The 18,027-nt window shown below is 35.3% G+C and carries 19 protein-coding genes and 1 tRNA gene; 12 read left to right on the top strand and 8 right to left on the bottom strand.

Annotated features, from left to right (window positions below; translation table 11 throughout):
* Positions 1-23: 23 nt before the first annotated feature.
* Positions 24-767, bottom strand: coding sequence for a phycocyanobilin:ferredoxin oxidoreductase (locus tag PRO_RS04040; protein WP_011124971.1), 744 nt, complete (start codon positions 765-767; stop codon positions 24-26).
* 51 nt (positions 768-818) lie between these two features.
* On the opposite strand from PRO_RS04040, the gene PRO_RS04035 reads away from it, so the two are divergent.
* A complete protein-coding gene (locus PRO_RS04035; RefSeq protein WP_011124970.1) occupies positions 819-2,096 on the top strand; it encodes a M16 family metallopeptidase in 1,278 nt (425 codons plus the stop codon).
* Positions 2,097-3,350 (top strand): M16 family metallopeptidase, encoded by a 1,254-nt coding sequence (locus tag PRO_RS04030; RefSeq protein ID WP_011124969.1) that lies wholly within the window; start codon positions 2,097-2,099, stop codon positions 3,348-3,350. It begins immediately after the preceding gene.
* Positions 3,351-3,422: 72 nt separating this feature from the next.
* On the opposite strand, the gene PRO_RS04025 is transcribed toward PRO_RS04030, so the two are convergent.
* Positions 3,423-4,115, bottom strand: coding sequence for a class I SAM-dependent methyltransferase (locus PRO_RS04025; protein WP_011124968.1), 693 nt, complete (start codon positions 4,113-4,115; stop codon positions 3,423-3,425).
* Between the two features lie 75 nt (positions 4,116-4,190).
* Here PRO_RS04025 and nrdJ point away from each other — a divergent pair, with 75 nt between their 5' ends.
* Positions 4,191-6,569 (top strand): ribonucleoside-triphosphate reductase, adenosylcobalamin-dependent, encoded by a 2,379-nt coding sequence (gene nrdJ, locus PRO_RS04020; RefSeq protein ID WP_413315188.1) that lies wholly within the window; start codon positions 4,191-4,193, stop codon positions 6,567-6,569.
* A gap of 225 nt (positions 6,570-6,794) precedes the next feature.
* Entirely contained in the window at positions 6,795-7,061 is a 267-nt protein-coding gene (locus tag PRO_RS04015) for a hypothetical protein (protein ID WP_011124966.1), read from the top strand.
* A 52-nt stretch (positions 7,062-7,113) separates the two neighbouring features.
* Here the strand turns inward: PRO_RS04015 and PRO_RS04010 are convergent, their stop codons facing one another.
* Positions 7,114-7,308: a hypothetical protein gene (locus tag PRO_RS04010; protein WP_011124965.1), complete on the bottom strand. Its 195-nt coding sequence runs from the start codon at positions 7,306-7,308 to the stop codon at positions 7,114-7,116.
* Positions 7,309-7,494: 186 nt separating this feature from the next.
* Here PRO_RS04010 and PRO_RS04005 point away from each other — a divergent pair.
* The 3 genes from PRO_RS04005 (at position 7,495) to PRO_RS03995 (ending at position 8,782) form a co-directional block, all read left to right on the top strand.
* Positions 7,495-7,581, top strand: a tRNA-Ser gene (locus PRO_RS04005).
* Positions 7,582-7,904: 323 nt separating this feature from the next.
* Positions 7,905-8,414: a hypothetical protein gene (locus PRO_RS04000; protein ID WP_011124964.1), complete on the top strand. Its 510-nt coding sequence runs from the start codon at positions 7,905-7,907 to the stop codon at positions 8,412-8,414.
* Positions 8,415-8,416: 2 nt separating this feature from the next.
* The gene (locus PRO_RS03995; protein ID WP_011124963.1) at positions 8,417-8,782 is read left to right on the top strand and encodes a hypothetical protein; all 366 of its coding nucleotides are present in this window, start codon (positions 8,417-8,419) and stop codon (positions 8,780-8,782) included.
* A 4-nt stretch (positions 8,783-8,786) separates the two neighbouring features.
* Here the strand turns inward: PRO_RS03995 and PRO_RS03990 are convergent, their stop codons facing one another.
* On the bottom strand, positions 8,787-9,263 hold the full coding sequence (locus PRO_RS03990; protein WP_011124962.1) for a pentapeptide repeat-containing protein: 477 nt from the start codon (positions 9,261-9,263) through the stop codon (positions 8,787-8,789).
* 164 nt (positions 9,264-9,427) lie between these two features.
* On the opposite strand from PRO_RS03990, the gene PRO_RS03985 reads away from it, so the two are divergent.
* Positions 9,428-9,730, top strand: a complete 303-nt coding sequence (locus tag PRO_RS03985) for a hypothetical protein (RefSeq protein ID WP_011124961.1) — start codon at positions 9,428-9,430, stop codon at positions 9,728-9,730.
* A gap of 69 nt (positions 9,731-9,799) precedes the next feature.
* The gene (locus tag PRO_RS03980; RefSeq protein WP_011124960.1) at positions 9,800-11,440 is read left to right on the top strand and encodes a GMC oxidoreductase; all 1,641 of its coding nucleotides are present in this window, start codon (positions 9,800-9,802) and stop codon (positions 11,438-11,440) included.
* On the opposite strand, the gene PRO_RS03975 is transcribed toward PRO_RS03980, so the two are convergent.
* Positions 11,424-11,681 (bottom strand): DUF2811 domain-containing protein, encoded by a 258-nt coding sequence (locus PRO_RS03975; RefSeq protein ID WP_011124959.1) that lies wholly within the window; start codon positions 11,679-11,681, stop codon positions 11,424-11,426. The genes PRO_RS03980 and PRO_RS03975 overlap by 17 nt on opposite strands.
* A gap of 392 nt (positions 11,682-12,073) precedes the next feature.
* On the bottom strand, positions 12,074-13,123 hold the full coding sequence (locus tag PRO_RS03970; RefSeq protein WP_011124958.1) for a sirohydrochlorin chelatase: 1,050 nt from the start codon (positions 13,121-13,123) through the stop codon (positions 12,074-12,076).
* Positions 13,124-13,209: 86 nt separating this feature from the next.
* Between PRO_RS03970 and PRO_RS03965 the strand changes: the two genes are divergently transcribed.
* The 3 genes from PRO_RS03965 to PRO_RS03955 all read left to right on the top strand — a co-directional run bounded on the left by PRO_RS03965 (position 13,210) and on the right by PRO_RS03955 (position 16,535).
* Positions 13,210-14,496, top strand: coding sequence for an FAD-binding oxidoreductase (locus tag PRO_RS03965; RefSeq protein ID WP_011124957.1), 1,287 nt, complete (start codon positions 13,210-13,212; stop codon positions 14,494-14,496).
* A gap of 32 nt (positions 14,497-14,528) precedes the next feature.
* The gene (locus PRO_RS03960) at positions 14,529-16,106 is read left to right on the top strand and encodes a SulP family inorganic anion transporter (protein ID WP_011124956.1); all 1,578 of its coding nucleotides are present in this window, start codon (positions 14,529-14,531) and stop codon (positions 16,104-16,106) included.
* 147 nt (positions 16,107-16,253) lie between these two features.
* Positions 16,254-16,535, top strand: a complete 282-nt coding sequence (locus PRO_RS03955; RefSeq protein ID WP_011124955.1) for a hypothetical protein — start codon at positions 16,254-16,256, stop codon at positions 16,533-16,535.
* 27 nt (positions 16,536-16,562) lie between these two features.
* Here the strand turns inward: PRO_RS03955 and PRO_RS03950 are convergent, their stop codons facing one another.
* Positions 16,563-17,126 carry an alpha-ketoglutarate-dependent dioxygenase AlkB family protein gene (locus PRO_RS03950; RefSeq protein ID WP_011124954.1) on the bottom strand — a complete coding sequence of 188 codons (564 nt, stop codon included), beginning with the start codon at positions 17,124-17,126 and terminating at the stop codon, positions 16,563-16,565.
* A gap of 2 nt (positions 17,127-17,128) precedes the next feature.
* Positions 17,129-18,022 carry a homoserine O-succinyltransferase gene (locus PRO_RS03945; RefSeq protein WP_011124953.1) on the bottom strand — a complete coding sequence of 298 codons (894 nt, stop codon included), beginning with the start codon at positions 18,020-18,022 and terminating at the stop codon, positions 17,129-17,131.
* Positions 18,023-18,027: the final 5 nt, after the last annotated feature.

Raw genomic sequence — 18,027 nt, 5'->3', positions numbered from 1 at the left:
CAATCCAGTATAAAAGAAATACTTCAATTGTCTAAATTTTTAGTATGAACTGGCATATCAAAAAGAACCATTTCAATGTACTGATTAGCCCAATTAGGACTAAACGCCTTAGCCAAAACATTACGAGTTTTGTCGTTCTGCTTTTGCTGCAGACAATAATACATTTGACCTTCAATTCTTTCAATTGTAAAAGGTGAGTCATCTAAATCAGGTTCAATAGATTCTGAATAGTCAATAAGAATGGTTAAGAACTTATCAACTAAGTCCAAGAAAAATCCATTTTCTTCTGCACCTATTGGGGTTATAAATTGAACATGAGAAGAAAAGATGTCACCCCAATCAGGTAATTTCCGAACCTTCTCAAAAGATGGTATTTCTATTTGCGCTAATTGATTTTCAATAGTTCTAGGCAACTTGTCCCTCACAGGAGATAAATCAACTATTGCTGCTGAGATCCCTTGGGGTACGGCTATTAGATCAACGCCAAATATGGGTAAGTCAAAAGCTGGATCTGGGAAAAATACAACGTGGAGTATTTCTAAAGAAGGTTCAAATACTGCCGTTTCTATATGTAATTTTCGAAAACCTCTGGATTGGTGTAATTCATTGAAGATGAAGAAATCTTCACCATCTGTTTTTCCATAAATATTCTTTAAATCAGGGGCTAGCTCTAATGACTCAACTCCAGTCAAGCCCTTAACCCGTTCCCTAATTCGATCTGCAACTGACTCTAAAAAAGGATTCAGAGGAAAAGATTTTGCGAACATTTATACAACACTATGCGAAAAAGGATCACAATGGAACTTTGATATTCAACTCTGGAGAAATCAATCCAAGCTCCCCAAATTATTTATCTGGGTCTTCAAAACAAAGCAAGCTGCATTATCGCGAATCTTCCCGAGGCACCCTTAACCTGTATCGATCTCTGGTGTAAGGGAGGAAGCTCTTTTGAAAAAAAAGGAGAAGAAGGGATAGCCCATTTTCTTGAGCACATGATTTTCAAAGGCAGCAGCAAGCTAAAAGAAGGTGAATTTGATCAAAAGATAGAAGCTCTTGGAGGAAGCAGTAATGCAGCTACAGGTCTTGATGATGTTCATTATTATGTTCTTGTCCCACCCAAAGCAGTAACAACGGGAATTGAGCTATTACTAAACCTAGTTTTAAGCCCAAAATTGCCAAAGCATCAGTTTCAATTAGAAAGAGAAGTTGTTTTGGAAGAAATTGCACAACATAAAGACCTACCAGAAGAACAAGTTTTTCAATCGCTTCTCAGAAATTGTTGGCCAAATCATTCTTATGGTCGCCCAATCTTAGGTATCGAAAAATCATTGAAATCAATTACTCCCGAAGACATGAGAAGTTTTCATAATAGGCAATATCAACCAAGTAATCTTTCCCTATCAATAGCAGGCTTTATTCCAGGCAACCTAGAAGTTCTACTGAATAAAAGTGATTTAACAAAACAAAGAAGCACAGCAAATCAAAAAGAATTCAATCTAAAAACATTATTGCCACCTTCGTTTAAAACAGGTCGTGAAGAAATAAAAGTACCCAGGCTAGAATCAGCACGTCTAACAATGGCCTGGCCCTTATCAGCTGCAAATAATCAATTTATGATAGTAGGCGCTGATATAGCAACATCAATTCTTGCAGAAGGTCGAAGAAGTCGACTAGTGCAGCATTTACGAGAAAATCTACAGATTGTTGAATCAGTGGATATGGAAATAACAGTTCTTGAAAAAGCTAGCTTATTTTTACTAGAAATTACATGTTTGGAAAAAGATTTAGAAAGAGTAGAAAAAGAAATCATTTTCCTGCTTACAAATTGTCTGAGAAATGAGCCAACTGATAAAGAAATGAAACGAGCTAAAGAACTAGTAAAAAATGCACTTTGTTTTGGATTAGAGCTACCTTCTCAAATTGCAGGCATCTCTGCATCGCAAGCCCTTTGGGATCGACATCAAGCTTTATTAGAACCTTTAAAATATCTAGAGAATTGGAATAGTTCTAATATTCAAAAAGTATTTTTTGCTCATCTCCAACAAAAGAATAGCTTCACTTTAATTGCTAGGCCAGGGAGGGATAAGTCTGAATAAATGGATTCACCTAAAATTTTACTAGATCCTTATAGATCAATTGGAATATTATCAACAAAGTTGTGGATAAGAGGAGGAAGTAGAGCTGATCCAATTAACAAAAAAGGTATTCATAATTTATTGGCTGCTTTATTGACTAGAGGTTGTGGTCCATATAACAGTTGTGATATTTCTGATCTTATTGAAGGATGTGGAGCAGAACTTCAATGTGAAAGCTATGAAGATGGGATAATGATTTCACTAAAATGTACTGAACATAAATCTCCTGAACTTCTACCACTAATAAGTCTTATGGTTACAGAACCTTTACTAAAAGAAGATCAGTTTCTTCTTGAAAAAAAATTAACTATTCAATTGCTTAGCAGACAAAAGGAGAGCCTTTTCTATATAACATTTAACAATTGGAAAAAGATAGCTTATCCTAATCATGTTTATAAGTATGATTCAATAGGGACTATAAATAATCTAGAGGATATAAGTCTTAATGACATTTGCACACTTTCTAAAACGTTAATTTCCAGGAAGAAAACAATTGTAATCTCAGGTTCGATACCAGAAAATGTAGAAAACTATTTTCAAACTCTCAGAACTAATAAATCATTCTCAAACTCAAATAAAGAAACTTTAACTATTGATAAAACTATTAACAGGTCTAAGAATAGGTTTAATAATGAATCAGTCATACTTAATTACCAAAACACAAATCAAGTTGTGATAATGTTTGGCAATGTAACAATTCCTCATTCACATGTTGATGATCTAGCGCTTCGTATTATCAGCTGCCATTTGGGATCAGGCATGTCAAGTTTATTGTTTAAGAAACTAAGGGAAAAGAACGGATTAACATATGATATTGGTGTTTACCATCCTATAAAAGAGTTAGAAGTCCCATTCTTGATACATGCCTCCTCTACTGTAGATAAAAGCATGCTAACTCTTAAACTTATTAATCAATGCTGGGAGGATATCCAGACTAAATGTATCTCTAAAGAAGAATTAAATCTAGCGAAAGCAAAGTTTATAGGAAATTTGGCTCATAATTCTCAAAGTATATCTCAAAGAGCAGAGAGAATGGCTTATCTCCTAGGTATAAATATGAAAGAGGATCATGACATACAAGTAAAAGAGAAAATAAATTCAATAACTGAAAAAGAAATACTTCGTGTAGCCTCTATATACTTTAAGGATCCCCTAATAAGCTTATCAGGTCCTAAAGATACTTTGAATAATATATCTCAACATCTAGGAATATAAAATTCATTTAGAAATATATAGCTTAAATATTATTTACCGCAAATCGTAAAATTGAGCATCTAATATTTGCAGTTAAATTATTACGCCAAATACATCTAGATATCTATCATCTACTTCAACAACCTTAAAACTATTTAGCTCTGAATCCTTCAAGTATTGGCTAATTTCTCTTGATGTATATGCGGCCTTTAAAGATGCTATAAAATCTTTTTCCATAACCGAAGGTGCTGTTGGAAGATGTTTTTGCTTTATAGCTAAAGCCTCTTCTAAACTTGACGGCCGTCGTAAATCACGGTGAAAGTGAATTGCTCCATGTTTAGAAATATTTTTCAAGGCTTTAATAAAAATCAGAGGGTCATGTATGTGATGAATAAGACTATTACTTACAACCAAATCAGCACATTCTCTAAAAGGAAAATCACCATTGGCAATTTGAGATATATTAATTTTTTTATAAGTAATCCTTTCTAAGAAAGAAATCTTTTCTTTTTGCTTTTTCCTTGCATACATCAGCATTTCAGGAGAATCGTCAAGTCCTAATACCTTGGCTTCAGGCCACTGATCAGCAAGCCTTTGCGTTATGTTCCCTGGACCGCAACCAAGGTCAACTATCAATTTCTTTCTATCTATATGCATACCTCTATCTCTTATTAACAAATCAACTTCTGAGAGCATGCTTGCCTCAGAGGAAGAAAAGTCAGCTTCTGCATAAGCTTGAACTTGATCTGGAGCCAACATCAGCTCTGGTTCTGTAACACGTTGCACAAGAATTGCCGGATTTCTAGTGTTGTTTGAATAGACACTGTCAATGGTGGTAAATAAAACTTGCTTGCGCTAGCGATGGCGTTAGCCTGCGTAATACTTACAGACATAAAGATTTTGTCACTAGCTGCTAGCAAACAAAAAATTGAACGCAATTCTTCAATTGACCCAGATGTTACTCAAGCTTTTCCAGCAACAGCTCCTGCTGCCAACCCTGTTTTCTATAGGACTTACAGTCGCAAAACCCCTTCTGGTAGAGAAAGCTGGGAACAGGTAAGTTCAAGAAATCTTCAAGGACTTCTTCGACTTGGAAGCCTGACAAATGAAGAAGTGGCTTTGATGGCTCAAATGCAAACCGAAAAAAAAGCCCTTCCATCTGGACGTTGGCTTTGGATTGGCGGAACTGATTGGATTAATAAAGAGAAAAATTTCTCAGGTGCATACAATTGCACTTCAACCAATCTTGTTGATTGGGAAGCCTTTGGCCTGATGATGGATTTAGCGATGATGGGATGTGGTACAGGCGCCATAATTGAACCTCATTTAATCAATAAACTGCCCATCATTCTTAATCCAATAAACATAAAATCTGTATCAGAGATAGGAATTACAGAAGCAGAAAACAGAAAAGAGAAAACAAGTTCTACTGTCAAAGGGAACAACGTATTAATTAAAGTAGGAGATAGCAGAAGAGGATGGGTAGATAGCTATCAAGCCCTATTGCAAATAAGTAGCGACCCTCAATTCAAAGGTGAAACAGTTGAGGTGACTATTGATTTAAATGATGTTAGGCCTGCAGGTGAATCTCTAAAAGGCTTTGGAGGAATGGCAAACCCAGTAAAGTTAAAGGATTTATATCCTCGTGTTGCAGGAATTCTTTCCAGAGGCCTAGGCAGACAACTGACTTCTGTTGAATGCTGCCTACTTATTGACGAAGCAGCGGTGACGATAGTTGCTGGAAATATTCGTAGAAGCGCAGGAATGCGTCAATTTTCATCAAATGATTCTCTTGCTACTTCTGCAAAAGAAAATCTATGGGAACAAGATTCAGATGGAAACTGGAGGATAGATCCTGAAAGAGATGCTCTTAGGATGGCAAACCATACTCGTGTTTATCACACGCGTCCAACACTTAAGGAAATCAATGATGCAGTTGTAAAGCAATTTCATTCAGGAGAAGGCGCTATTCAATTTGCGCCGGAAGCTATAGCTCGTTCAAATGCCGATATTCTTACAACAAAAGAGCTTCGTGAAGAATTCATTGAAATCTATTGCGAGCAAGGACGAGTAGAGGCCTCAAAATGGTTACAAGATAATTATGGGCCTATAAATTCAGCGGAAATGGAACACCGCCTAGGAAGGTATGGACTTAATCCATGTGGCGAAATCCTTGGGGCGGATTTTCACTGTAATCTTGCTGAAGTACATCTAAATCAAATCAGTCCTTCTGATAAAGAAGGTCAAGAAAAAGCATTCAAAGCCGCAGGCCTATCTGTAGCATGCCTACTTAATCATCGTTTTGAAGTCGATCGTTATAGAGAAAGTCGAGCTTTAGATCCAATTGTTGGAGTTAGCTTTACAGGTTTATTTGACTTTTTTGTTCACGCCTTTGGTACTCCTTGGCTCAAATGGTGGGAAAAAGGAAGACCCAACTCAGAACAGGGTGAAAGCTTCAAAAAGCAAGAAGCAGATTATTTAAAAAGATGGAAGAACATTGTTAACCAAACAGTATGGGATTATTGCGATAAACATAATTTACGTAGACCTAATAGATGCACAACAGTCCAGCCAGCAGGCACAAAAAGTCTATTAACAGGCGCAGCGCCTGGATGGCATCCGCCAAAAGCTCAAAGATTTATTAGAAGAATTACTTTTCGAAAAAGTGACCCAGTAGCAATGGCATGTATGGACTATGGCTATACAATCGTTCCTTCCCAATCTGACAAAGACGAAAATGGCAGGCTATTAGATAATCCATTTGATCCGAGATGTACTGAATGGCTAGTTGAAATACCTACAGAAGTCAGTTGGGCAAACATACCTGGAGCAGATGAGATTGAGATCAACAATTTCTCAGCCCTAGCTCAATTTGATTTTTATATGCAAGTTCAAAGTCATTACACCGATCACAACACCTCTGCAACAATAGAATTCAGAGAAAACGAAATAGGTCCTTTATCAGAGGCTATTTACAACTCAATAAAGGCCAACAAGGGTTATATCTCAGCAGCATTACTTGCAAGATTCGACGCAAATGCTACTTTCCCTCGATTGCCTTTTGAGCCCATAGATTCAAAAACATATGAAAGGCTTCAATCAGAAGTAATTCAAAGAAGAGTCAGCAATGATTTCTTTGAAGCTCTTAGTCTTTATGACCAAGGTGAATTAACAGAAGCCGGTCCCGCCGGTTGCGATTCTGACAAGTGCTTGCTCCCACTAGCCAAGCCACAGAAATAATTCTCCTATTGGATTAATAAGTGAAGGGCCTCATTAACAAGGCTTCTCCTGACTATATTTAGAGTAGATAAATAAATCTTATATTTTCCATAGCATTATTTTTCTAGTTGCTTAAGGCATATTAAAAATAATATGAGTTATTTATAAAAAGAAAAAAATGATGCAAGAAGGCCCATAAAGAGCTAATGGTATAGAAGGGGAATAAATGATTTAAGAAAATTTCAAATGACTATCGCACACAAACAAACCGAAATCTTAAGTAAAAGTACTCATGATGCAATTATTGATCAGTTGCGTGCATGTAATACTCCCTCCGAAATATTGGCATTTGAGAAGTGGTTTGATAACACAGTTAATGTAGGTCCTCTTTACACAGTTATATGTGATCTACTTAGGAATAGATCTATTTCTAGGTGCACAGCTTCAAAATGGTTTGAAACCTTACTAAAAAGCAGAGATGAAAAGCTAAATAGCCTTGATCGAGATATATAGTTTTAGAAACAATTAAATTAATATTTTCAAATCAGTTGTAACTAACTAACTCTTAGAAAGGGAATGGACCTGTAGAACCACTAGATGCTGTAAATCCTGTTAGAGCCCAAATACCAAAAGAAAAGAGGGCACAGCCTATGAAAAACATTAAATGAGAAATATAACGAACTTTCTCCTTTTCAGATATTTCACCCTGCATAGGCAAATCACCTAGGAAACGGGATTGATTACTCTTTGAGCTGGCCATGAAAAATCTTATATACGCAATGATTATGCCATAAATTAAGATCGAATTGCCTCAAAGGATTTAGCTTGTTACTCAGAGAAATTCTTATCAGTTCGTCAGTATAAAAGTAATTCGCACTCTATAAAAGGAAAGTAAAATGGGCTAAAAATTGAATTCTTTGATTTTATGAAATGTATAATCGAAAGTGGAGAGTTGGTCGAGTGGTTTATGGCTCTAGTCTTGAAAACTAGCAAGGGTGCAAGTCCTTCGGGGGTTCGAATCCCCCACTCTCCGTTCTATAGGAGGGTGACCTCGAACATTTGAAAATATTTTACATTCATTACTAATTAAATAAAAAGGCAAAAATTCAAATAGTCATTAGTAATACCAATACACCTCAATGCACTAACACCATTAGCTAGAGGGATCCTTTGAAAAAGGAAAGTAGTCCTGTTTCTTTATGAGTTAGGAAATTTCGAGTAAATAAATTCACTTTGAAAACGCTTGCCAAGCATAAAACCAAAGAGACTTATCAGTAATATATCCACATAGACTCTATTCAGGGTCTATAGACATGCTATCTAGATATATTATAATAAAGGCAACATAGTCAAAGCATGGAAAAGACTTGGAACGAAATTAGGGACGCGTGGCTCAGGAAGACTTCTTTAACTGAGGAGGCAGCATCATGGGCAATTGAATCAATCAATAAAAGCGAAGAAGATATATATGAAATTCAAAAAATCGCTAAAAAAGATTCTTTCACTGAGCTTGATGAGAAACTAAGGCTTCTTAAGAAATCAATAAAAAGTCACATCTTAGAAAAAGAAAATAGTCTCGATGATTTAACTCTTAACACAACAAACTCTGCAAAACTCCAAGTATCAGTTCCTTCTAGTCTTAATTACTTAATGAAAGCATGGGCTGCTGCTGAAGGCAGAGATCTTTCAAGCGTGGCATTGCAATGTCTAGAAATTGGTCTAAGAACAATGAAAAGCAAGGGGTCGATACCTTCAGCTGCTTTAGAGAGATACGATGTTGCTTGCAAAAAAAGAATAGCTCTTGCTGAAGTTAATAATATTTGGGAGGAATATGAAGGATTAACCGTAAAATCATCTTCTAGTTAATTATGAAATATAAATCATTAAATAAAAAATTTTATACTATATCTCTCAAGAAAGAATTTATTTCAAAGAGAATAAAGATCGAAGATACTCCAAAGGATTATATTTATATATTATTTAGGGACTCAGACAGTGCAATAAAGGTTGCAAATAACAAAGAATGCCTTAATTACTATAAAAGAGAAGGATACAAATCAATAGGTGGAAAATTAGGTTCCAAAAGAGAACTTAATCTTATTAAGATAACTTTAAAAGAAATTATAAATAATAATTTCTTAGAAGATCTTACTATTTCAAGGATAAAAAAACAATTAAATATGCTTGGTTTCCTAGATGATTCTATAAGACTTAATATAAAGAAGAAATTTTAAAATACTAATTACATTGTAGGGTATCTTTTGTTTTTCTCTTGGTTACAGGGTTTGTACCATTTGCTATTGAGCATAAATAAGATAAATCTTGATTTCTAAGAATTACATTAGTAAAATCACTTCCTTGAATATTAACATCGCTAAATCTTGCATTAAATACAAATGCATCTTCTAAAACTGCATTTTCTAAATTAGTTCCTTCAAAGACCGCAGAATCCAGAGTTGCATTATGAAGGTTGGCATTTGACAAATTAGAATTTAGCAATTTGGCTCCAAATAAACTGGCTCCTTCCAAATCACTACCAGAAAGATCTGCATCTTGGAGATTTGTTAAATAGAAAGTAGCACCTTTTAAGTCTAATTTAGAGAAATCTTCTCCAACTAATGTTTGCTTACCGTAATCAATAGAAGCAAAGCTAGATTGTGTAGGGGCAAATAAAATCAAGAAAATGATCCATAATGATAGGAGTCTAGAAATCATAGAATTAATGCATTAAGCTCAGAAAATAACTACGCCTAAAAGCTATTTTAGGATTAGATTTAAGTGGTCATTTATCTATCTTATAAAATTTAATAAAATGTTTGTAAAGTGTTCGACAACATCGGAGAAAATTTAGCTAGAAAGTAATTAGTTAAGTTCTCGTTATGTTCTCCTCGATAACCATAGAGCATATTAAAGAGATACTCACAAGAGTATCTAAAGGGGAACAAGTAAGCTTTAACGAAAGACTATATATTCAAAAAGCTGCTGACCAAGATCAGAAAGTAAACTCTTGGCTTACAAAAGCAACGCGAATTCAATTTGGCAAGAAAAATCCAGATGCAGTAGATGAGTTACTACACAACCTTGACTTAGGTACCTCAGAACCAATTTCAATGCAAAAACCAGATCCAGATGAACTTGGAAGCTGGTTCTCTGGAGCACCTTCATGGGTAGCAAGAAGCTAAAAAGCTTCATTTTTAGACTGCTATGTATCTCTTAACTGCTTAAGACAAAATCAACAAGGACTACAAAAAGTGCTCAGACATCCATTTGAAGCAGTTGTAATTGGCTCTGGCGCAACGGGTGGGGTCGCCGCTCTTACTCTTGCACAAATAGGCTTGCGTGTTCTAGTTATTGAGGCAGGACCAGAATTAACATCAAAGGAAGCATTAGGTTCAGAGCCTCAAAATACTTTTAAAAGGATAAATAGAATAATATGTGGAGAAGTGAAGGTACAAGCTCAACATCCAGGATATTGGAAAAACAATCCTTCCTTATATATTAATGAAAAGGATAATCAATACATAACACCTAAAAACAATGAATTTATATGGACTCAAGGACGACAGGTTGGAGGAAGAAGTTTAACTTGGGGAGGAATTACTTTAAGGCTTTCAGAATCTGATTTTTGTTCAGCAAAAATAGATAATTTTGGCCCAGAATGGCCAATAAATTATATGGATCTTGAAAAGCATTACTCATACTTAGAGAAATTATTAAAAGTACACGGCAATAGAGATGGACTGGAGCAATTACCGGATGGTCATTATTTAAAGAGCTTACCTTTTACAGCCTCTGAGCAGATTTTTAAAAATAATCTAACTAAGTCATTGAACTATCCAATGATTCATTCGAGAGGTTTTGGAGGTCATGATATAATTAAAGATGGTCTATGGCCTAGATATAGCAGTGTTGGTAGTACACTTAAACAAGCCATTAAAACAGGTAAAGTTGAGCTTCTAACAAATCATATTGTTGAATATATTTCATTGGATAGCTCACAAAAGTTAGCAAATGGTTTACATGTTATAAATATACAAACCAAGGAAAGAGAAAAACTTGATTGTAAATTAATAATATTATGTGCTTCAACTATTCAAAGTCTTAAAATATTGCTGAACTCATCTGAAAATATAAGGAGTAAGGGACTAATTGACCCTTCAGGTAAATTAGGTTCTTATTTAATGGACCATATATCAACATGCCGTTTTTTCTCAATAAAAAATGATCAAGAGCAAGAAAAAACAAAGCTTCATAAATTAACTGGAGCAGGTAGTTTCTTTATACCATTTGGAAAAAATCTAGATACCAATATTAAAGTTGATTTTCTCCGTGGCTATGGAATTTGGGGGGGCATTGACCGTTTCGAGCCTCCAGATTTTATTAAAACAAAAACTAAAACAAAAACAGGATTTCTAATAGGTCATGGTGAAGTTTTACCTTATGAAGAAAACAAAGTGAGTCTCTCTAAGCAATTAGACAAGTGGGAAATACCTATACCTAATATTGACTTTAGGTGGAAAGATAATGAACTAAGAATGGTTAATCATATGAATATTTCAATAGAAAATTGTATAAAAGCAAGCGGTGGTGAAGTAGAACCCATTCATGATCTTATAAGGATTCCATTTTTAAAAGAAATTTCCCAAAAAGCCCTAGCTCTTCAAGATTCGCCTCCACCACCAGGTTATTACGTCCACGAAGTGGGCGGAGCACCTATGGGAACAAGGCAGGAAAATAGTGTTCTAGATAAATGGAATAGGCTATGGCAATGCAAAAATATTCTTGTAGTAGATGGTTCTTGCTGGCCAACTTCTTCTTGGCAGAGCCCTACTCTTACGATGATGGCAATAACTAGACGAGCATGTATTGAATCAATCAAGAATCAGTCATAGCAAACAAATCATTTAAATATCTTTCTGTCACAGCCCTATCATCACATCCATTTTGAAAAAGAAAATTAGCCAATGCTGAGCTCATTAAACGATATTGATCCCAATTTGGGTTTGCCCCTATAAAGTCTTTCATTCCTTTATAAAGAGCTTCAGGTATTTCTGCCTCAAGGCTTACAGAGGATGTTTCGCAAGCAACATTCTCTGTAGTTAGTTCATTTATTGAAAATTGAGCAATGTCCATTATTTAATTAAAGGCGTGTTGTTTTCAATGACCAATATCCACAAATTTCACTTAATCGTCAAAGCAAAAGAAAATTTGATACCTATTAGCGAGACAAGCTAAGACTCATTCTGCTGCAGTCTAATAGCGCAAATACAATTAAAAAACAAAAGGTTCGCGAAGCTCGCATGATCTATAAAATATAATTTCTTTTTCTCAGAGAAAACCACAAAAGTAAGTATTTATACCAATCGGAGGAAATATAGGTGGAAAACTATCCTTTAATCTGTGGAAGACCTTGGGGAAAACAAAAAAGGCTTATTGATAAGTCTTGCTTATGGTTCTCAAGTCTAATGAGTCTACCGTAAGAAAGAGACAGTTGAGCCAGGGATTATTAGCTATTTATTTTAGATTTAAGTTCTTTTTGAATTGCGAAGCGTGACTGGGCCAAAAGGATGCTGAGAGTGAGGATAGATTGGATGCTCATGCTCATGCTCATGCTCATTTAAAGAGGTTTTTTCTTGAGAGTCACATTCTCCAGTACATTCAATTTCGCACAAATTGCATGATTGCATTAATCCTTCTACATGGTTGTGATGGCTAACTTGCGGTAATCCAACCTCACTCTCAAAGCCCAACAAATTTGATCTGTATTTACATAGTGAGCAATTCATTGTGTTCTCTCCAGTAAAAGCCTCACTAATCCTTGATATAAATGTCTCTCTTACTTTTGAATGATTCCCCAAATAACCAGCATTTATAAATTCAATATCAGGGTTATCAAGAGCAACTAACTGAACATATTTGCGTATTCTGCTAACTAGCACTCCCGAGAATAAAAAATAAGGGAAAACAACTATTCTACTGAATCCTAATTTAACCAATTTCCTCAACCCAGGCTCAACAAGAGGGAAGGTAACACCCGAATAAACAGTTTCACCCCAGGCAAATCCAAAGGATTCTACAAGCATTCTTGTTAACTTAGAAACGTTAGAATTAGCATCAGGGTCTGAAGAACCTCTTCCTACAACAACTAATAATGTTTTATTCAAAGGAAATTCAGATTTAGAATTAATTGATTCTTTTATTCTTTCTCCAGCAGCACATACCATAGAGTTATCTATACCAAGTTCTCTGCCATAAATTATTTCCAATCCAGTTTTCAGAGAATAATCATTTAATACAGCCGGGATATCATTCTTAGCATGACCTGCAGCAAATAACATTGCAGGTAAGGCAATAACCTTTTTAACTGAATTTCCTCTAAGAGTATCTAAAGCATTTGCAATTGTTGGGCAAGAAAACTCTAAGTAACCGTATTCAACAGGAATATTGGATAATGAAGCTTTTATACGCTCAGCTAATGTTGCAAATTCATCTGTTGCATGCGAGTTTCTGCTCCCATGGCCAATAATAAGTATTCCTATGTTGGAATCTAATTTATCAAAAAGCCCTGAAATCAAAACTTTATGGCGCTTTTAAAAACCATATCGTGATAAGGGGCACAAAATCTAATAGAAAAGCTAATTAATCTCATATAACAACAATCGTGAACAATATTGATAACGATCTGATATTCCAAAATACTCAGGCACAGGATTTTAATATTGCTGGAATTTATAAGGACATAAATTCAGAACTATTAGAAATGATAAAAAATGATCTACTACATCCAAAACCATTAATGATATGTGGAGGAGGCACATCAAGCCAATGTGCGGCCAAAGGTCATTGGACACTTGATTTCCGTCATAGATTTCAAGCCATTAAATTAGACACCTCAAACAATCAGGTTGTTATAGAAGCAGGCGTAAGAATGGAAAACCTTATTGAAAAACTGTCAGACTTTAATAGGACTTTCCCTATAGGAATATCCGGAGTTACTGGCCTTGGATATATTTTGACAGGAGGAATTAGTCCATTGAGCAGAAAATATGGATTAGCTATAGATCAAGTTCTTGAGATACATGGCTACTGGGGAAATGGTAATAAGTTTGCTTTATCTAAGCCTAATTCAAGTTCAAGTGATCAAGAAAAGTTAAAATGGAAAGTTCTTTGTGGAGCAGCACCATTTGTTGCAATAATTACTCATTTAAAGCTTAAAACTTATAAATTAAAACCATTAGGTTTATGGGAGTCGACATTATCCTCTAAGCAACTTGCTGAAACAATAGAAATGGCCGAGAAATGGCCTAATTCAGCAAGCCTATATTGGATTTGGGGCAATACAATAAAAGCTTATGGAGTATGCGAGTTTGACGGAGAAAATAATCATGAAAGTTTCACAAAAATATTAAATCAAATACCTAAATCAAAAGATTTTAATATATCTAATGCAAAAAATCTTAATCATTTAAAGAGATTGAAGCCACAGCTTATTGGTCAATCACTTTACGAAAAACAATATTCAGAAGTTCTTGGACTACTTGGCCCATCAATAAATAAAAAAGCTTCAGATGTTTTGAATGTAATAGAAGAAATAATGAATAAACGACCAAATGAAAATTCTTACATTTGTGCCCAACAGCTAGGAGGTGCTACTAAATATTCAACAAAAGAGTTAAGCTCATTTGTTCACAAAGATGCAATCTGGAAGCCTTGGATTACTGGTTCATGGAAAGCAAATGATATTAAAAGTAAAGAGAAAAGCCTTTTATGGATCGAGAATTCATGGGATTCACTTAAAGATTATTTCCCTGGAGTTCATTTAGCACAACTTCACCCTCACTTAAACTGGCACCAAAAAGAAATCAATGCTGCCTTTAAAGAATGGCTTCCAAAGTTAAGGCAATTCAAATCAGAATATGATCCAAAAGGTATTTTGCCACCTCTTTGAGATACTGTCCTCAGAAGGAGTTTTATTAATCAATGCTGATTAAAACAAAGTCAACTGTTTTAGAAGAATGGTTTTCTAATCCAAGAAAAGATATTTTATCTGGCCTTGTAGTTGCATTTGCAATGATTCCTGAGGCCATAGCATTCTCAGGTATAGCTGGAGTGGATCCACAAGTAGGGCTCTTTGGAGCCTTTTGCCTTTCCATAACAATCGCGCTCATCGGCGGAAGAATGGGCATGATCACATCAGCAACAGGTTCCACAGCTCTTTTAATGACTGGTGTTGTAGCAACAGGTAATGCACAAGGTAATGGTCTAGGTCTTTCTTATTTAATTGCTGCTGGTTTATTAACTGGAATTTTCCAAATCATATGGGGCTATTTACGTCTTGCTTATCAAATGCGGTTTGTCCCAACTGGCGTATTAAGTGGTTTTGTAAATGCTCTAGCTTTACTTATATTTCAGGCTCAACTTCCACAAATGGGGCTGAATTTTCACTATGGAGAAGAAATTGCTAAAGGCCAGGCTGAACAAGTTTTACCTGTAGGAATTCAAATTCCAATTGTATGGCTATTAATAGCTTTAGGTTTATTAATTATTTATGGATTACCTAAAATAACTAAAGTTATACCTTCCCAGTTAGTTGCAATTCTAATAATTACAATAATTTCCATTCAGCTTCCTATTGATATTCCAACAGTCAAAGACTTAGGGCAATTACCAATAGGCCTACCTAGTTTTGAATTGCCTTTCGGTTCTATTGCTGATGGGAAAGTACCATTTAACTTAGAAACTTTTGGCATTGTCCTTCCAACAGCATTAGCGATATCTCTAGTTGGATTAATGGAGACTTTTTTAACTCAGGATATTATTGATGATATTACAGATACAAACTCAAACAAAAATACTGAGGCCCGAGGGCAAGGAATTGCCAACATTGTTTCATCTCTATTTGGGGGCATGGCTGGATGTGCATTAGTAGGCCAATCAGTTATGAATGCAGAGAATGGAGGCAGATCTAGACTTTCAACATTTTCTTCCGGTATAAGTCTTCTAATAATGATTTTATTATGTAAGCAATGGTTAGAGCAGATCCCAATGGCAGCATTGGTTGCAGTAATGATTACTATTGCTATAAGCACAGCTGATACTAATGGACTAAAAAATATATCAAAGATACCTAGAAGTGATACTGCAGTGATGATTATGACTTTCTCGGTGACAATGTTAACTACGCCACATAATCTTGCATTAGGAGTTATAGCAGGTGTTGCTTTAGCTGGAATATTATTTAGTAGGAAAGTCGCTAAAGTTATACGCGTAACATCATATAAGAATGATAATAATGAAATAATTTATGAGGTTTCAGGTCAGTTATTTTTCGTTAGCAAAATATATTTCCTTCAAGGATTTGATACTCATGACCACCCCAAAACAATAAAAATAGATATGTCTGAAGCACACATATGGGATCAAAGTGGAGTAACAGCTCTTGACCAAATAATAAGAAAGCTTAGTCTTGGCGGATCAAACGTAGAAGTAATAGGGCTAAACAAGGAAAGTCTTGATCTTTTTGATAGGTTAGGGGGACAAGAACCGTCACACGGTTAAAGTAATAGTGTTTATTAACGCCACCATTTCGAAATAGTTTGAGCTGTCCTATAAAAAAATAAAAGTAGTTAATTAAGACAATATATAACTAATGATTTAAATAAGGATCTTTGAATGTAAGAGTACTAATTAGCTATATCTACGCAAATGGCTTACAGTCAGGCATTAGTTTTAGCTGGAGGAGTGGCTCACGTGCCAATTCTCATTACAGCATTAAAGTTTTTAGATAGCAAAAGCCTTAAGCTTCATAACTCCAAGGAAGCTACTAAAGCAAAAGACAAGGCAGCTGCTATGGCAGCGGCAAAATTGAAAGCTGAGGCAGATCAAGCAGCTGCTGAAAAGAAAGCTGCTGCAGAACAAATTGCAGCTCAAAAAGCCGCTTCGGAATCATTATCAGCCGATTCAGCACCAGATCAGGCGCCTAATTAGAAAAGTAGGCACAATAAATTCTCCTTTTTATATATACTTTCTGAACGTTAAATTCAGTCTTAGTTCTTGATTTCTCTTCCTTCTAGGAATTGAATGAATCCAATTGGACTGGCAAGATGGATCCATTATCAATAAGTCTCCATTCCTGAGAATTAAAGTTTCTTTTTTAGAGCTATTGCTTCTATTTTTTAAAAAAAAATCTCTTGAGGCTCCTAATGATAATGATGAAATAGGTTTTTTATGATCCAATTCCTTTTCATTATCAGAATGCCAACCCATGCAATCATCACCATTACGATATAAATTAAGAAGGCAACCATTGTAATCAACCTTACAGTAATCGCTAACACTCTTTAATATTGGTAGGAACCAACCTGGCCAACCTTTTCCAATGTGTTCTATGCCACTATATTTATAGTGAATTCCACTATCTCCTAAAAACTTTGTCAATCTGGGAACAAGATGCTTTTTTCCATAAATCTTTAAAGTTGGTTGTTCCCAATCAATATTCTCTATAATTACCTCAGTCAGCTTATCTGCACTTATTGGCTTAATCCATTTTCTAATTAATGTAAATGGTAGTTTATCCAAAACTAATTACTTAAACTTACTCGTTGATAACAAAACCAAAGCCATTGTTGAAACATTAAATTTCTATGCGACCTCCATGCCGTCTGAGGATTATTAGGGCTAAAATTCTCTGGAGGTGGCACATCCCCTCTTTTTTTATCTCTTTCCATCTCAGATATTAATCTTGCTACATTATATTCAGGATGACCCAGATGCATAAGTTGGCGTTGATCAGTTGTTTCAAATATTGTATAACCAACTTTTTCTCCATATGAAAGTAATCTCAACCTACCTTGGCTTTGAGCCGCTTCCATCTCTTCATCAGGCAAGCCTGCATGTCTACTCTGTGGGCAATAAAAAGTATCATCTTGAGTACCCATTATTGGATGTGCTGGAATGAGACTCTTCATAGGGAATAATCCAAAAAGCTTTTTATCAAATACTTTTTTATTTACACCAGCTAAATATGCTAACGCAAATCCTGCCCAACATAAGCCCAACGTACTTGCACAACTTTCACGGGCTTCTTTAATCAAATCTACTAATTCAGGCCAATAATTAACATCTTCGAAAGGCAAATGTTCGACTGGTGCACCTGTAATAATCAAACCATCTAAAGGGAAGGGATGCATTGCTTTTTCCCAACTAACATAGTGATTAGTTAAATGATCTAAATCCCAAGTTTTATAGCTATGTGAATTTAATCGAATCCATATTGGTTCGATTTGCAGAGGGGAAAGACCCAATGGGTGAAGAAGATTAAACTCGTATTGTTTTCCTAAAGGCATAATATTTAATATCCCTATTCTTAAAGGTCTAATATCCTGTCTCTCTGCAAGTTCAGGCTCTATCCAAGAAATATGATTTCGCTCCACTGCAGAAATCTTGTGATAACCACGTGGAAGGATTAAAGCCATAGAAC

The sequence above is a fragment of the Prochlorococcus marinus subsp. marinus str. CCMP1375 genome (assembly GCF_000007925.1).
GTDB classification, from domain to species: domain Bacteria; phylum Cyanobacteriota; class Cyanobacteriia; order PCC-6307; family Cyanobiaceae; genus Prochlorococcus_E; species Prochlorococcus_E marinus.
This window is presented reverse-complemented; position numbering and strand designations above follow the sequence as displayed.

Excerpts from the sequence above, each read along its gene's own strand:
- PRO_RS03955 (WP_011124955.1), top strand. The coding sequence starts at position 16,254 with ATGGCTTACAGTCAGGCATTAGTTTTAGCTGGAGGAGTGGCTCACGTG.
- PRO_RS03945 (WP_011124953.1), bottom strand. The coding sequence starts at position 18,022 with ATGGCTTTAATCCTTCCACGTGGTTATCACAAGATTTCTGCAGTGGAG.
- PRO_RS04040 (WP_011124971.1), bottom strand. The coding sequence starts at position 767 with ATGTTCGCAAAATCTTTTCCTCTGAATCCTTTTTTAGAGTCAGTTGCA.
- PRO_RS04015 (WP_011124966.1), top strand. The coding sequence starts at position 6,795 with ATGACTATCGCACACAAACAAACCGAAATCTTAAGTAAAAGTACTCAT.
- PRO_RS04010 (WP_011124965.1), bottom strand. The coding sequence starts at position 7,308 with ATGGCCAGCTCAAAGAGTAATCAATCCCGTTTCCTAGGTGATTTGCCT.
- PRO_RS03990 (WP_011124962.1), bottom strand. The coding sequence starts at position 9,263 with ATGATTTCTAGACTCCTATCATTATGGATCATTTTCTTGATTTTATTT.
- PRO_RS03960 (WP_011124956.1), top strand. The coding sequence starts at position 14,529 with ATGCTGATTAAAACAAAGTCAACTGTTTTAGAAGAATGGTTTTCTAAT.
- PRO_RS03995 (WP_011124963.1), top strand. The coding sequence starts at position 8,417 with ATGAAATATAAATCATTAAATAAAAAATTTTATACTATATCTCTCAAG.
- PRO_RS03985 (WP_011124961.1), top strand. The coding sequence starts at position 9,428 with ATGTTCTCCTCGATAACCATAGAGCATATTAAAGAGATACTCACAAGA.
- PRO_RS03975 (WP_011124959.1), bottom strand. The coding sequence starts at position 11,681 with ATGGACATTGCTCAATTTTCAATAAATGAACTAACTACAGAGAATGTT.
- PRO_RS04000 (WP_011124964.1), top strand. The coding sequence starts at position 7,905 with ATGGAAAAGACTTGGAACGAAATTAGGGACGCGTGGCTCAGGAAGACT.
- nrdJ (WP_413315188.1), top strand. The coding sequence starts at position 4,191 with ATGGCGTTAGCCTGCGTAATACTTACAGACATAAAGATTTTGTCACTA.
- PRO_RS04030 (WP_011124969.1), top strand. The coding sequence starts at position 2,097 with ATGGATTCACCTAAAATTTTACTAGATCCTTATAGATCAATTGGAATA.